Below are 16503 nucleotides of genomic sequence, written 5' to 3'. Positions count from 1 at the left end.
ATGCAATATCCAGTTCCATATTTAGCGATATTAGATGTTGGTCACGGGAATAGTACAATTCTAAGGGATGGAGATTCTACTATTGTCGTCGATTGTGGATCACAAGGCTCCGCTTTGCTTGAGTTTCTTACTGCCGAAGGAATCAAATCAATTGATGCAGTATTTCTCTCACACGCTGATCAGGATCATATTGGCGGCCTTGTAGGTCTTTTGGCGTCCGATGCGTTTGAAATAAAGCGAATCTTGCTAAATGCTGACGCAACAAAAGGAAGTGATTTATGGAACGATTTAAGCTATGAAATAAGTCAACTAAATGAAAGAAAACAGATAGCGGTTACGGTGGGAATTACTCGAAGAATGGAAGATTTTAGCTGTGGCTTATTAAAATTAGAAATAACCGGACCAACACCTTATTTGGCAGCGAAAGGAGTGGGGGGACTAGATAGAAATAAGGATCAGATAACATCCAACTCTATTTCTGCGTCATTTCATGTTAAGTGGAAGGATAACGTTATTGCATATTTGGCTGGTGATATTGATCAAATTTCGTTGAATGACCTAGTAGATCATAAGATTCCATTAAGAGCTCCCTTGCTAGTTTTTCCCCATCATGGAGGTAAACCGGGACATTTAAAATCCAACATAATTTCTTTTACAGAAAAGATATGTGAGTTGATTCAACCTTCCACAATTCTTTTTTCCATTGGGAGAAAAAAACATGAGAATCCACGTACTGAAATAGTGTCCACTATTAGAAAAAAATTACCTAAAGTAAGAGTAGCATGCACACAGCTTTCAAAGCATTGTGCACATGCTCTGCCAGGCGCTTCGCCAAAACATTTAGTTTCCGTTTATGCCAAAGGAAGGCACGCCAGGGAATGTTGTGGCGGTACGTTTATAGTTGATCTAACAAAAGAACCTGAACTATTACCTGCGGCACCACCTCACGTTAACTTTATCACTAAAGAAGCTCCGACATCCATTTGTCTGAGTACACTAGACTGAGCACTCTCGGTTGGCGGATTGTAACTGCTGTACAGTGGGCACTAAACAATGACGAGCCACACCAGTACTGTGATTCAGTTAAGTTACATATTAGGATATATAATTTATATTATGTTAAATAGACTTGGGGCCGGATTACGTTAAACCCCGCCGAGTCCATTTACGTTTCGCTTTTGCAATACTTGCCCCCTAACCAGCAATGCAAATAACATTATTCGATTTGTTAGTGATCATAGGCATTTCTCAAGGCCTGTTTACAAGTTATTTGCTCTTGTTGTCGAAGGAATTTAAGCACAGAAACAGGCTGCTTGCACTAGTGGTCATCACTTTTATTCTGTTGAGTTGTAAAATCCTGTTGCATACGCTCGGCTTATGGAACACGCATACCTTCAGGTACTTTCCCTTGGCATTAGACCTCGCCATCCAACCCTTAGTCTATTTGTTTATTTATGCGTCTGTGAATCCGCATGCTCGCCTTCGACCGCAACAGCTTCTTCATTTCATTCCGATGCTTGTATTCCTGGTACACGCTACCATTGTCTACGGCAAGGTTCTGTCAACGCCAGTAATGTCTGAAAAGGATTTGATTGCCGACGCGCTACACTTTAATAACGTGAAATCAGTCGAAGATTTTTTGTCAGTCCTTTCGGCGTGGATCTACGGAATCCTAAGTTATGGGAGCATCAGAAATTATAGCAAATGGCTCAATAACAATATTGCCGACATGACGTATCCGACGTATTCATGGCTGAGAAATGTGCTTATCTTATTCGGTTTTCTTATGCTGACGTTGACCATCAACCTGGCACTTGATTCTTTTGGATTTGGCTTATACAACTTTTATCATTGGCAACTCTTCTACCTGATTATTGCCGTAATCATTTATTATGTCGGGATTCAAGGTTACTATAGTCGGCAAGCTGCTCCCCTCACCGTCCAAAAAAATGAAAGTATTGCACCCGCTAACATTTCTTACGAAGCGGAAAGTATCAATCAGGTCAAAGAAAAGATCCTTGATGCCTTAGAGAAAAAGAAACTTTATCGTGACCCCGAGATCAGCCTTGTGAAATTGTCCGAAAAAATCGGCACCTCTCCTGGTACAACCTCTTACGTAATCAATACTATCATTGGGAAGAATTTCAGGAACTTGATTAACGATTACAGGATTGATGAGGTAAAGGCTAAAATTTCGGATCCAAATTTCCGGCATTTATCTATTCTCGGCATCGCACTGGACTGCGGGTTCAATTCTGAAGCGAGCTTTTACCGGGTCTTCAAAAAAACAACGGGGATGTCACCCAAGGAATTCATTGACAATCGTAATGACAATTAAAATTTACTCTCAAAATATCTTTTGAGAACGCTCTCAAAACGTGATAACTCTCAAAACATATTTTGGGAAGCCTGACAAAAAAGTTTTCTCTCTTTTAGCGCAATAAAAAAGATGAACAATGAAAAAACAATTTCTACTCAGGCTGGCGATGTGCGTATTTGTCTGTAGTGTCAACGCTCAAAATACTGAAGTTAAGTTTTCCTACGAGGACAAGATTGCGAGTTGGTTAAGCGAAAGTCTTGTGCCTGCTGTCGGAATTGGCATCATTGAAAATGGCGAACTGAAACATACCAAGGTATTTGGCAAGCTTAAAGCGGACACCGATTCACCGGCACCCGAAAATACGGTTTTTAACGTTGCTTCCCTTACCAAACCTGTCACAGCCATGGTGACATTAAAATTAGTGTCTGCAGGCAAATGGAATCTAGATGAACCGTTGTCAACCTACTGGATCGATCCGGATATAAAACGTGACCCGCGACATGCGAAACTTACTACGCGGTTTGTTTTGAGTCATCAAACCGGTTTTCCAAATTGGAGATGGGACGACGGATCGAATATGCTTTCCTTTAAGTTTGATCCTGGTAGTCAATACGGTTATTCAGGCGAAGGTTTTGAATACCTGCGAAAGGCTATCGAAAAAAAGTTTGGCAACTCACTGGAAGAACTTGCGAGCGTGTATCTATTCCGCCCGTTGTCTATGAACAGCACGTGGTTTACCCGGAATACGTCAATCGCTTCGAGGTTTGCCCATTGGCATGACAAAGCAGGAAAAAACACGTACGAAACAAAGATGCGCACGGATGTTTCTGCTGCCGATGATCTGATGACCACGATTGAGGATTACGCAAAGTTTGCTGCCGATGTATTAAAGGGAGGAGGCTTATCCCACGGACTTTTTGCGGACATGGTACGTCCGCAGGTCCACGTGAAAAATCACATAGAATATGGGCTGGGATGGTTGATCGTGAACGATTTGCCCAACGATGAGTACGCGTTGGTACACACAGGATCGGATGTGGGCGTGAGAACCGCTGTCATTCTATTGCCAAAATCACTGCGGGGAATTGTCGTAATGACAAATAGCGACCGAGGTATGGAGGTGATAAGGAATGTCGTTATTGAATCTCTGGTTGAAGGTAGCCATATCGTTAGTTACATGCAGTAGCGTAACACATTTCCTAAGTTCCAGGCAAGTCAAAACTTTTAGAAACTATTAGAATATGAAATTCATGGTAACCCGAATTATTCTTGTACTATTTATTATTTCCGGTCACTCAACGCCTGAGAATCTACTCGCAAGGATGCCAAGTCGGGAAAAACAGAAAGGCAAGTCCCCTATCCTGCTTGCAATATTTGCTCACCCGGATGATGAACTCTTAACTGGAGCTGCACTGGCTCATTACGCGGCGAAGAATGCCAAGGTATATGTCGCGATTGCAACGGATGGCGCGCTCGGCACAACGGATTTTGCAAATATACCAGCAGGCTCAAGACTAGTTGCTGCCCGTCAAGAAGAAATGAAGTGTTCCGCGAAGGCACTTGGCCTGGAACCGCCAATTTTTATCGGGCTACCGGACCAGATGAATGCTGCAACTGGTGGACTACCAGCACAACTGGATACGCTCCGACGGGCGGTATCGTCCCTGCTCACCACATTAAAACCGGATGTAATCGTCACCTTTGGTGCAGAAGGATGGACCGGTCACCCTGACCATCTTCTTACGGGAACAATAGTGACGGAAGTTTTTGCATCCAGACAATGGCCTGGAAATCCCAAGTTGTATTTCTCGGCTTTACCAACCGGAAGCATCACAAAAACCAGCTGGGCGAAATACCGTACTGTTGATTCGTCCTACCTGACTATTAAAGTTTCTCTTGACGAAGCGGATTATTTAAAACTTCGGGCTGCGTTCAATTGTCATCAAAGTCAGTATCGCGAAACGGTAAGGCAAAAACTGCCGGTCTTTTTGGAGAACACGCAGAACCATGTCGCTATGTTCAGGCCGTTCCTGCATAATAAGGTAATCGGCAACTCACTTTTCGAGTAAATTTATCTGCCGCCTATGCGTCAAATCAAGTTGGATACTCCACCTTAGTGCCCGGCGCGCCCGAGTTCGGTTTCGGTCACATATCCAATTACACCTATCATCATCAACCAAGACTTTCGTCATTTTGGAACTTTGAGCAATCCCTTTATCTTGGTATTAAAATGTTAATTGTGCGCCATTAAAAACTTCTCTCAAAAACAATTTTTAACCAATAACGATAGAAACTATTCATTAAATTTTACCGCCGTTTTTTGAATGAGAACTTTTAGTACTGCACTGCTATGCCTGGTATTTGGCATGGCCGCAGCTCAGCAATCCCTGAAAAAAATCACTTCCGCCAGCGCAAGCGTCGCTGTGGGTAACAAAGTCTTTTATGCTGCCACAGGCGATTCTTATGGCGAAGAGTTGTGGGTTAGCAATGGCACACCTGAAGGTACTGTTATGGTAAAGGATATTAATCCCGGCTATAACAATGGCGCTCCACAAAATATGGTAAGCTTTAAAGGCCGGTTGTTCTTTACAGGCCATACCGGGCAACACGGCGGCGAACTATGGACCAGCGATGGTACGCCTGAAGGTACTTATATGGTCACTGAACTTAACGCGGGCCGGGATGGAAGCAATCCGCAATCGCTCGTGATCTTTAAAGACTATCTCTATTTCACCACCGAACAAGGCGGTCTTTACAAATCCGACGGCACTGCAGCCGGTACCATTCTACTCGAAAAAATAGACTACTACAGGCCTCGAATATTAGCTGTCGGAAACAATTATTTGTATTATTCCATACACGAGTCCGGCATGTTCAGACGCACTGATGGTACCACCGTAACTACTGTAAACCACCCTTTGCATGACCCCGATGATGGCACCAGTTTTGGTTCGTTGTACGCGGCAGGCGATCAGTTGTATGCCTTCAGAACCAGCAGTTATCAGCAAAAAATTAAGCTGTTTGTCTATGATGAAGCGCATGCGCAATGGCCGTTGCTGCTTTCAATTGTCGCTCCCATATACGGCAATCACGAGCTTGATAATTTTATAACGGTCGGCAACAAACTTTTCTTCAGCTTGCGGCAGGACTATGAGCAAAAAACGCCCGCGGATGAGCTGTGGGTATCTGATGGTACAGTAAGTGGAACACAGAAGCTTACTTCCTTTACATGGGATCCCCACCTTTATGCATCTGAAATGGACCACTTTGCAAAGTACCAGGATGCTGTTTATTTCCGAAGCAGCAAAGGTGGTTCGCATGCATTGTGGAAATCCGACGGTACGCCCTCAGGAACGATGAAGGTACATGATGTGATCATTACCAGAAGCAATTCGTATCTGCAAAACCGTCCTGTCGTTTCCAATGGACTACTCTGGTTCTGCGGCGCTATGGGCGAGTATGGAAGTGGTGAGCTTTGGCATACCGATGGCACTCCGGAAGGTACCAAACAATATGCTGACCTGGATCCGAAAGGTAGCGGTCTGCCCTATCTTCTCACGGATGCAGAAGGCGTAGTCTATTTTGCTACCGGTGACTCCTACAAGGGAACGGTGCTTTGGAACTCTTCAGCAGCGGGCGAAATCAATGTAACCACGCGTTACAATAGTCAGCTGCTCAGTGGAGAAACCCTTTTTTTGAATAACCTTCAAACGGCTATACCTTGTATTACAGTACCGCTCATCATACACAATAGTGGATACAAAGAATTGGCACTGTCCAATCTATTGGTAACAGGTGCAGAGTTTTTTGTCAAAGGCGAATTACCGGAGTTCCTTGAACCAAATGAGAAAGTAACAATAGATGTTTCCTTCATTCCGTTTTCGGCGGGTAAAAAAACAGGGGAAATTGTCATCTGTTCCAACGACCAGAATGAACCTCGCTTTACAATAAAATTACTTGGAGAGATCAAGGCATCTGGTGAGCAGAAAATCTGTGAAACTTTTGATGGAAAGCTGGTAAAGTCATTAAATGCCGTTTCGTCCGACAAGAAAATTACGCTTAGCAATACCGTTATAAATGAATTGCTTCCGTCTCCCACTCTTGTAGGCACACTTTCTTTACCTGGTTTTTCAGAACCTGTTACGTTTAGTCTGGCGACAGGTAAAGGCGATGAAGGCAACGCACATTTCTTTATTGATGGAACTCAATTAAAAGCGAGTCATGCATTTGACTACGCGGAAAAAAATATCTATGCCGTGCGGGTGCGGGCGTCCACCGCTGAATCTTCCATCGAAGAAGCATTTATTATTCGGATATCAAATGGACCAACACCAATAGGGTCCGAGCCCTGCGACGATGTCGTTGAAAACATGAACTATGGTTTCACGGATACGGAGTTCAACTCAGCCGGTGAATTATTTGCGTTGACGAATGACGGCAGGATCCTGCGCTCATCCAATGAAGGCGTGAATTGGGAGTTTTTGAATACCGGCCGCTGGGGCAGACTTTCACATATCGTCTTCAAAGGAAATACAGGATACATTACAGGTGACTTTGTGCTGCTTAAGTCAGACGATAATGGGGCTACGTGGTTTCAGCTTTATCTTCCGTTCGGCATGTCGTATGTCAATAGAATTACAGCATATTTTCTGGACGAGAAAAAAGGCTTCGTCGCGGGAGGTGACGGGTATCTGGTATACACCGAGGACGGTGGTAACAGTTGGGATATACGCAACACGGAATCCTTTGACGATATCAGGAATCCCTGGTTTTGGGATGAGAATAACGGATTGGCTTTTCGTGGCGGAACCATCCTCAGTAAAACGACAGATGGTGGACGTAGCTGGAATACCGTTAACGTAGGAACAAGTCCGCAATGGACCGGTATGTGGTTCCTCAATAATAAAGATGGATTTATCATTAGCGCATACAACACCTACCGGACAAAAGATGCAGGCAAGACGTGGATAGGTATTCCCAATGTCGCGGGCGAATATTTCAGGGGCATCGAATTCAAAGATGAAAAGAACGGGTACATCTATGGTGGCTATTATGGCTCACTGCTGTTTGTTACCAACGATGGTGGTGAATCATGGACACGGGCAAGCAATCCATCCGGTCCAGGAGCTATCATGGGTATGGCTCGTGCTAAGACTGGGAAGTTAATTTCTGTTCATTCAACAGATTATAACAGTTATGACGGATTGGGCAGGTCAATAAATTTTTCGGTGGATGAAGGATCAACGTGGGAATCGTTGCATTCCTTACCAACTGAAGATTTTTATAAAATTAATTTCGTCACTGAAAATGTGGGTTATCTGCTCAGCGAGGAAGGCCAGTACAAAACTGTTGATAAAGGAATGACCTGGAAAAAATTTGCCTGGTCAAAAGACATATACAGCTTCCATTACTTCGACGAAAACAACGCATTACTTTCTGATGGATTCATTATTTACAAGACAACGGATGGTGGTGTCACCTTAGAAGAGGTTCTTGTTACGACAAGTTCCCCAGATCCTTATTATGTTCCAGCCGGTCAGTTGTATGCAGTCAACGATGATGTTATTTTTTCTTATAGCGATTACGCCTTGTACCGAAGTTTGGATGGCGGAGATACCTGGGACTTGATGACATACGATTATGGTTTTTATGCGCGTGATATGCAATTTATTTCCGGGACGATTGGCTATCGCATGGAACTTTTCGGAAGTATTGTAAAAACAGAAGATGGCGGCACAACGTGGAACGAGTTATACACCCGGGATGGCCAGGATTCAAATCCTTATACCACCCTCTTCTTTGTCGACACGAATATCGGTTATAAAGCCGGAAGTAAATTCAGCAAGACTACCGATGGTGGTGTCACCTGGAATATTATTTACACCAACTTCAATGGTGATGTCTTTGATGTTTATTTTACCGATGCATTTCATGGTTATGTGGCTACGCGGCAACGATATCTGTATGAAACGTTTGATGGCGGCACCACGTGGAAGGAAATTCCAGTAGGTGGAAGTTCTTCCAATGGACTATATGGCATTCAGTATAAACATGGCAACATTTATCTAGTAGGACAAGAAGGCTATTTTTCGCAAATCAGCAACCCTGGAAAAGCACCAACGCAGCCGGGGTATGCCGTTGGTCCGGATATTGTCTGCGCCGGCGATTCGCATATCTATTACTTATCCGAAAACTATTCAGGCAGTTATCAATGGAACATTTCTGGTGGTGCAGTATTGAATGATGTGGGAACAAGCGCGTATGTTCAATTTCCCCTTGCAGGCGAGTATACAATGACGATCAACAATGTTAACCATTGCGGGGTCAGCACGTCACGTATTCAAACCATTACTGCGGTGGCATTACCTGCGCCAGAACTCACCGGCCCTGAACACATCGAGTCTCTTTCGTTACCAGCGCTTTATGAGGTGACCAATCTGGATGAAAATTTACTGTTCGCATGGGACGTCACTGGCGCAAAGAGTTTCACCAACGATAATTCTCAGCAGTCAACGGTCATGTGGGAGCTCGATGCAGACACGCCTCTGGTAAAAGTTTTGGTGACTGACGCTGTCTCCGGATGTCGCGTCCTTGAAACGCTTCCTGTCGTTGTGGATGTCCAGCTTGCCGTCGAAGAAGAAAGTAGCAACATTATTATGCTATACCCGAACCCTACACGAGCAGAAGTAAATATCAGACTTAATGAAAATGGGCCAAGGCTACTGAAACTGTACAGCAGTACGGGGAAAGCGTACTGGGAGAAAGAATTAGGTCCTGGTCAGGAAGCAACCCTCCAGCTACAGTATTTTCCCGCTGGGTTATACCTTATAGAAATATCAAATGGTGACGGGAAAAAAATAACAAAAAAAATTATCAAGTATTAGGTTTAAAACTGTTCAGGATATGCCCCTCGAGTTCACAAATGAAAGACATCCGATGAAGACATTCGCGTGTTTGCCGGAGGTTGCGTATTTTGATTATTATCCAACGGGGAAGCGTCTGAGCAAACTAACCGTCGTGGTATTATTGCTCATTACTGCGATACCTTTTCAGATACTGGCACAAACCTTCCAGGAGGAAGAGCCGGCGATCCCTACAAATTATTCCAGCCGGTATCACTGGGCGGATTTCGACGGCGATGGGGATACGGACGCCCTGGAGTTCGGCTATCAATACGGGGGCATTCTGCATACTCGTACAGGCAATTCTTTCTCTGCTGCATCAGTTGACGTACCCGGATCTTTCTTGACGGAGAGCGTTAATTTTAAGCTGAACGATTATGATCACGACCACGATCTCGACATACTTTTTGCCAGATACAACGACGTGGCTATAGCCGTCAACGCCGGGGACAATACTTTTACAATAGTCACCACCAACATCGCATACAATGACAATGAATACGGTCCCACCGATTGGCAGGATATTGATGGAGATCTCGACCTGGATGTTGTACATAACCGCAAGATATATCTGAACGACAATGGCACCTATCGTGAATCGTTATATAAACTTACCGAGGAAATTCGAACGATGGTCTGGGGTGACATCAACAACGATGGACTTATCGACATTCTTGCGACGGCAGGATATGACCAATGGTTTGGGAATCCACTGCAGATTTATCTCAACCAGGGTGGCGGAAATTTTCAACCATTGGAAAAGGAATTCGGAATGAAAGTTCGGGATCGTTCGGGATTGTTGTTATTTGACGCCAACAATGATGGCAAGCTTGATATTTTGGCGATGGACGTAACCAAGGGTAAGTGCTACGTCATAGCAAATACCTCAGGCAGCGAACAGCTTCAGTTTGCACTCCCCTATTCAATCGGATCCATTGCTGTAAATGATGCTACAACCGGGGACTTAAACGGAGATGGATTGGCGGACATCGTCGTTGCAGCCTATTCGTATACAGATAACGAATACCAGACGATGGTGTTTGTCAATGCAACAACCAGCAACCTCTCCTTCTCAAAAACAAATTCCTTCGAGGCAACTGAATTCGTCAACGCGCTTCATTTAATAGACTATGACAATGACAACGACCTGGATATCCACACGAAGTTTTATAATCAAAATCTTTCCGTTGAAACCAGCACGATGCTAATCAATACCGGCACCGCGGCGGGATCCCCTCCTGCCGTACCATCGAACCTTACAACGCTGGTCGGTACGCATGTTAATCTTTCCTGGAATGGTGCTACAAATAACGTCTACAATATTGAATTTAAAAAAAATGGTCAGACCATCCAGATCACACCGACGACGGCCTCGGGAAAATTGTTACTTACCGACAATTCAACATTGATTTCCTCGTCGGCCTACACTGTATACAACCTGCCATCAGGCAATTATGAATGGAGGGTGCAGGCCATAAACAAAAGCCGGCGCACTTCGGCATTTTCTTCTACCGGGACATTTGAAATCGGCGCTGCTCCATCTGCGTTAACGCTGACAGTAAATAGCAAAACTTCGATAGATCTTTGCTGGAGCTTTGCTGGAAATGCAAATTCTTTTATCGTTTTTCGAAGAGCGAATAATTCAGTGCTGGAGCAAATTGCAGACGTGCCTGGTACTACATTGTGCTATACGGACGGCTCGCTTCAAAAAAATCAATTCTACGAATATTACGTTAAGGCCGTGACGGCAGGTGCCCACTCTGCACCCAGCCAAACCGTTGGACATCATAGTTCGCAATTCATCCCCGTGTCTTTTGGAACTCACGAGCCTAATATTGTTACAGCTTCCGCGCACCCGGCGGATTACGACCTCGATGGGGACTATGATATCGAATTTATGGGGCGCATATCACACAACTACGGCAACGATTTAAACTTTAAAAATGATGGGACCGGAAATTTTACGCAAATGGTTTCCATTCTACCTACCCTCCCCGATGAATTTAAACTCAACAGGGTAGTCGATGCTGTGGATATGGATAATGATGGAGATACAGACTTCTGCGTCATTCTTGGAAACGACTATAGCCGGCAAAAGCTTGCAGTGCTTTTGAACGAAAATGGGACACTCGCCTTAGCCTATCAGGGCGACGCATATCTTGCCCTTTACCAGGCAGGCGTGGCGGATTTTAACAACGATGGCCGCAGAGATATTTTGTACCGTCACGCAGTGGGCAACGCGTCAGGTAATCCACATGTGTACGAATTATTGTTGCAGACACCAGATGGAAACTTTACAGACAGTAAATTCAAATTCACAGATGGTGACTATGGTGAACTTGGATCGTTTCACATTGCAGATCTGAATAATGACGGTTTTATGGATATCTGTTTCGTCGGGACAGAGTATGAGCCGCTTCGCTTTTTTGTGAACGCGGGTGGGATGGCCTTCATAAAGCATACCCCGAAACTCCCGACCACGCCTGTGTTTTTCATGGATATCGATGGCGACGGTATCACTGACTACATTGGTAGTTCAAGTGATGGGTATCGATGGTACAAAGGGTCCGGAAATTTTCAGTATGCCTGGCAACAACTGATGCATCAATCGTATGGTTCATATGCCATAGCTGGCAAGGCCGGCGACCTTGATCTTGACGGCCTTCCAGATATAATCTTTACCGATGGATACCGCTCTTCTATCGCGATCAATAAAGGTGGCGGAAGCTTTGAGGTCAGCAACGTCGAATTAGATGAACACTGGGATAGTTCCATTGCATTCACGGATATGGAGAACGATGGTGACCTTGATCTCGTAAAGCTCGGTAGCGACGACTGGCATCAGGGATATAACTATTTCTATTTGAATCAAGCTGAAAAGCTTGGAGCTACTAACACCAGCCCCTCCGTACCGACATCCCTGACAGCGAAGTTTTCATTCGGAAATCTCACTATAGGCTGGCAACCTTCAGCCGATGACAAAACGCCCGCAAATCTCTTAAGCTACAACCTCTGGATTACAGATGCGACTGGAAAGACGTGGCTGCACGGAGAGACCAATGCTTCAGGTCTTTTTAGAAACCGACTAGCCGTCGGCAATGCAGGAAACCGAACCAGCCATACCATCCGCGATCTGCCTGCAGGCGCATATAAGATCCGTGTACAAGCCCTCGACGCAGCGTTCGCTTCGTCGCCTTGGTCGGCTGAATTGCCGGTAACTATTGATCACGGTCCCACCAATCTAAACGTGGAACGCATCTTGCTAAATAAGATCAAACTGTCCTGGACAGGAAGTTCTTTTCAAGAACAACATGTTGTCATTGAAAGAAAGTTATCGGAAAGTCCCTTCGAAACGATAGCGGAATTGCCAGCGGGCAGCACAAGTTTTATCGATGAAAACCTCAGCTATAACAAGCAATACCAATACAGGGTTACTGAAGTATCCAACGGTACATCTACCTCTCCTTCGAATGTTGTAGAATGGAGTACAATGATGTGGACCGTAGAAGAAACAACACTTCCAAACATATATGGATCTCTGGATATTGCCGACTATACGCAGGACGGTAAAATGGATATTCTTTTAAACGGAGGAAGAATTTATAACAGCCAGTATGCAGAACTAACCCGAGCGGCTTTTGAAAATACTGGTTCTGGCTGGGTGAAACACGATATTACACCTTCTGAGTTGGGAACAACCGCTTCATTCAAGTTCTTTGATGTCAATGGGGATCATAAACCCGATCTTTATCAGCACGGTTATATTTGGAATGAAGGATACAAAACAGAGGTTTTCTTAAACAATGGAGACAAAACCTTCAGTCCGGCAATCAATACATTTACTCAGAACGCATATGGGATTCAATCCCGGTATGATGCTGATATGGATAATGATGTTGACCTGTCCGTTGTAGATCGCGCGAACGGTGACGTGAAAAAATTCATGCGAAACGATGGCGTTGGCAATTATACAACAGAAGATCCCAATTGCAGCGGCTGTGGTGGTGTAACAGCTACAGCCGACTTTGATGCCGATGGGGATGAAGATTTTATTATCTATGAAGGCAATTCTTTTGCTCTTTATCTGGCCAGCCCACAAGGCTTGATAAACTCGGGCATTACTTTTTCTACCTATGAAAACCAAATTGCCGTACTAGATTACAATGGCGATGGCCTGCCCGACATTGCACTGCTTACCAGCAGTCACTATACAAGCGGCAAACTTTATAAAAACCTGGGAATAAAAGACGGTGTCCTGACATTTGAAATGATTTCAAGCGATCTGCTGTCCGGTGAAAATACTTTTAACGTAGCCGATTTTGACCATGATGGTTACCAGGACATCGCATTAATATCTCCCTATGGAACATTCTATAGAAATACCGGCAATGGCGCTTTTGAAGTGTATCAAATGCCCTACTACACGTTTAGTTTAAACCAGTCGGGTATCATTGATTTTGATAACGACGGCGACCTGGACGTGTATGTCACAGGGTATATTAATTATCAACAAAATTCGTACGATCAACCGTTCAGCAGAATCTTCCTGAATCAAATAGTCAATGGCGGCAAAGGGATAAAGAATGCACCACCTGCAGCACCTTCTAATTTGTCGGCTGTCCAGGATTCTCTGGGAATTCATCTGGGCTGGCGGGATGAAACTGATGACCACACCACTGCCTCTGGAATGACTCATGACGTTGTCATCTATCGCAACGGAACGCCTATACTGAAGGGCCCCATTGACCCTGTAACCGGTGAACGGCAGCGGCTTGAGCCCGGAACGTTCACGGATAAGGCAATCTTAAACAACCTTACCGTTGGAGAATATACCTGGAAGGTGCAGGCAGTCGACCAATCTTACCTGGGATCAAAACTTTCAGCAGCGGGGACATTTATATTTTTACCGCCACCGCCACTAGTCAACGATACCGTTGTTTATCGATGCGACCGCAGTGTCACCATTAAAGCGAAAGGCATTGATATACGATGGTATCGGGACCGGCAGAAAAAAGATCTTATCGCCTCGGGCGACTTCCATCCGGAGAAATCACAAGTTGTGTATGTTACACAAAACGTCGATGGATATGAAGGCATTCCCCGAAGAATAGCGATAACAATTTATGACACCCCACCTGCGCCGGCGGCAAACACACTTGTAACATATTGCGAAAATTATTCGGGCAGTCTTTCATTATCTGCTTCAGGGCAAAACATCCGATGGTACGGGGCAAAAGACAAAACGCAATTGTTGAGCAACAACGCTTATTTTAGTGTTGAAGCGACAAAACGTTCTTATTATGTCACCCAGACCTTGGATGGATGTGAGAGCGAGCCCATAGCGGTGACGGTAACGCCAATTACGATTAATACAGAGATATACGGCTCGGAAAACACACTCGAGGTCGGCGAGAAAGATGGTGACTACTATGCTTGGTCTATGAATGGTTCGTATATTTTCAACTCGAACAGCGCCTCCATCCCGTACAACGGTGAAACTGGAACGTATAGGGTGTTCGTTATGAAAGGGGGTTGCTCCGAGTATTCTCGCTCGTACAACATGCCGGCCGATCTCATAACAGGTATAGAAGATATCACGGATGCCGGTTGGTCGGTTTACCCGAATCCAGCACGAAAGTATTTCTCAATTGATGTTGGATCGCTCCGGGGCATTGTAAAAATCTATGAAGTGACCGGCCGATTGGTGCATACAACCACTATTGACCATCCGTTAGGGGTGATTGAAACATATCCCATACAGCTTCCGGCGGGTGTGTACCTTATTATATTTGAAGATGGGATTGTAAATCGAAGCAAACGGGTCGTGGTGTATTAAGTTGGTCTTTTGCGGGAATTTACTTAAGCAGCAGGCGATTTTATTCCAATAATTATCAGTCCCCAATGGAAGCCTCCGACAGTTTGTATTTTCCTTACTGGCCACCTAACTCGTGTCGCATAACTTTCGCCAGCGCCTTGTCATTTGATTTTTCAACAACGATGCCTTCACATTGATTGAATTGGGCAAAACTTCTAACAGCATCACAAATTTTCATGATCGTTGGCTTGGTGAGTTTCGTCGGTTCGATGTGGATGTTGTGAATATTCAAGATTCCATTTTTTCGATCTGCTTTAGAATCCATCCGCGCCACAAATACGTCACCGACGAGAATTGGCAATGAAAAATATCCATACTTCCGTTTCTCCTTTGGTACGAAACATTCCACCTGGTAATCGAAATTGAAAAAATCTTTCAGGCGGTGTCTGAAAACATTCAGCACGTCGAAAGGTGAAAGGATAAATGCATCGCCGGATATGGTGACTTTCTTTTTAACATATTGAGGAAGCATGTAAAGAGGTCCTTTCAATCCATCAACTTCTACAGGATAGATTTCTCCGTCGTCCGCCATTCGCTTTATCGTTTCCCGCACACCATTATCTTTCACATAGCGAGCGCTCCATGCTATTTCCTTTACATAAGCGATGCCGAGTCTGTGCAATGAACGGTGCACAATATGTCTTGCAAATTCTTCGGCTGTTGGCAATGTCGTGTCTGTATCCGAGGGTACGGCATTGTACGAGAGGTCGTAGACTTTTTGAAAATTCTTTTTCCGCAATGTCATCAGGCTTCCTTCAAGATAAAGCCGTTCCAATGCGATCTTGGAAGGGCGCCAATCCCACCACCCTTTGCTTTTCACTACACGGTCGTTTTCAAAATCTTTTGCCATCAGCGGACCTTCACGGCTGATTCTGTCAAGTACTTTGTTCATCAAATTTATTTCTGTAACGGTCATGTTTTTCCTCCTGGCTTTGAAGGTTTCTTTTAGCGGCAACGAGAATCGAAAATCGTTGGTAGGCATGTATCCGGCATCGGAAGTCAGGAATTCGAAGATCCTTCCCTCCGACTGCAACTCTTCGAGCCATTCTGGTCTATAATTCGGCACCCTTGTAGCGAGCATGTGATGATGAGCACGCTCTACGACATATTGCGTGTCGAGCTGAAGAAATCCAAGATGGTTGATGACTTTGAATACAGCTTCTTTCCCCTTTCCAAACTGCGCTGGTTTTGACAATCCTGCCGCGTAAAGGACAATTTTTCTTGCTTCGGATGGTGTGAGAATGACTCGGCTCATCGATGATTTAACTTTTCCAAATCTAATGAGCGTCGGTCGTTGAAGCGTTAAGTTTTGACAAAATTATCTAATCATGAGGTTGGAATGCGGGTGTTGCGCGGAGTACCAACAAAAGCACGAACCCGGATGACAGGAATTGAAAGTGAACGAC

Annotated in this window: 7 protein-coding genes; 6 read left to right on the top strand and 1 reads right to left on the bottom strand. The window is 44.6% G+C overall.

Annotated features, from left to right (window positions below; translation table 11 throughout):
- From P2W71_RS15410 to P2W71_RS15385, 6 genes are all read left to right on the top strand, one after another.
- Window positions 1-1005: an MBL fold metallo-hydrolase gene (locus tag P2W71_RS15410; RefSeq protein WP_276372167.1), complete on the top strand. Its 1005-nt coding sequence runs from the start codon at window positions 1-3 to the stop codon at window positions 1003-1005.
- 199 nt (window positions 1006-1204) lie between these two features.
- Window positions 1205-2338: a helix-turn-helix transcriptional regulator gene (locus tag P2W71_RS15405; RefSeq protein ID WP_276372166.1), complete on the top strand. Its 1134-nt coding sequence runs from the start codon at window positions 1205-1207 to the stop codon at window positions 2336-2338.
- A 118-nt stretch (window positions 2339-2456) separates the two neighbouring features.
- A complete protein-coding gene (locus tag P2W71_RS15400) occupies window positions 2457-3506 on the top strand; it encodes a serine hydrolase domain-containing protein (protein WP_276372165.1) in 1050 nt (349 codons plus the stop codon).
- Window positions 3507-3561: 55 nt separating this feature from the next.
- Entirely contained in the window at window positions 3562-4389 is an 828-nt protein-coding gene (locus P2W71_RS15395) for a PIG-L deacetylase family protein (protein ID WP_276372164.1), read from the top strand.
- Between the two features lie 255 nt (window positions 4390-4644).
- Complete coding sequence (locus P2W71_RS15390; RefSeq protein ID WP_276372163.1) at window positions 4645-9204, top strand: YCF48-related protein; 4560 nt, start codon at window positions 4645-4647, stop codon at window positions 9202-9204.
- A 19-nt stretch (window positions 9205-9223) separates the two neighbouring features.
- Window positions 9224-15058, top strand: a complete 5835-nt coding sequence (locus tag P2W71_RS15385; RefSeq protein ID WP_276372162.1) for an FG-GAP-like repeat-containing protein — start codon at window positions 9224-9226, stop codon at window positions 15056-15058.
- Between the two features lie 94 nt (window positions 15059-15152).
- Here P2W71_RS15385 and P2W71_RS15380 read toward each other — a convergent pair whose 3' ends face one another.
- Window positions 15153-16352, bottom strand: a complete 1200-nt coding sequence (locus P2W71_RS15380; protein ID WP_276372161.1) for a crosslink repair DNA glycosylase YcaQ family protein — start codon at window positions 16350-16352, stop codon at window positions 15153-15155.
- Window positions 16353-16503: the final 151 nt, after the last annotated feature.

Source organism: Chryseolinea sp. H1M3-3 (assembly GCF_029360725.1).
Lineage (GTDB): Bacteria > Bacteroidota > Bacteroidia > Cytophagales > Cyclobacteriaceae > Chryseolinea.
Note: the sequence above shows the minus strand (reverse complement) of the source record. Positions and strands in the feature narration are given on the sequence as shown.

What these genes read in the sequence shown, in the direction of transcription:
- P2W71_RS15410 (WP_276372167.1), top strand. Translation starts at nt 1, where the DNA reads ATGCAATATCCAGTTCCATATTTAGCGATATTAGATGTTGGTCACGGG.
- P2W71_RS15405 (WP_276372166.1), top strand. Translation starts at nt 1,205, where the DNA reads ATGCAAATAACATTATTCGATTTGTTAGTGATCATAGGCATTTCTCAA.
- P2W71_RS15400 (WP_276372165.1), top strand. Translation starts at nt 2,457, where the DNA reads ATGAAAAAACAATTTCTACTCAGGCTGGCGATGTGCGTATTTGTCTGT.
- P2W71_RS15395 (WP_276372164.1), top strand. Translation starts at nt 3,562, where the DNA reads ATGAAATTCATGGTAACCCGAATTATTCTTGTACTATTTATTATTTCC.
- P2W71_RS15390 (WP_276372163.1), top strand. Translation starts at nt 4,645, where the DNA reads ATGAGAACTTTTAGTACTGCACTGCTATGCCTGGTATTTGGCATGGCC.
- P2W71_RS15385 (WP_276372162.1), top strand. Translation starts at nt 9,224, where the DNA reads ATGCCCCTCGAGTTCACAAATGAAAGACATCCGATGAAGACATTCGCG.
- P2W71_RS15380 (WP_276372161.1), bottom strand. Translation starts at nt 16,352, where the DNA reads ATGAGCCGAGTCATTCTCACACCATCCGAAGCAAGAAAAATTGTCCTT.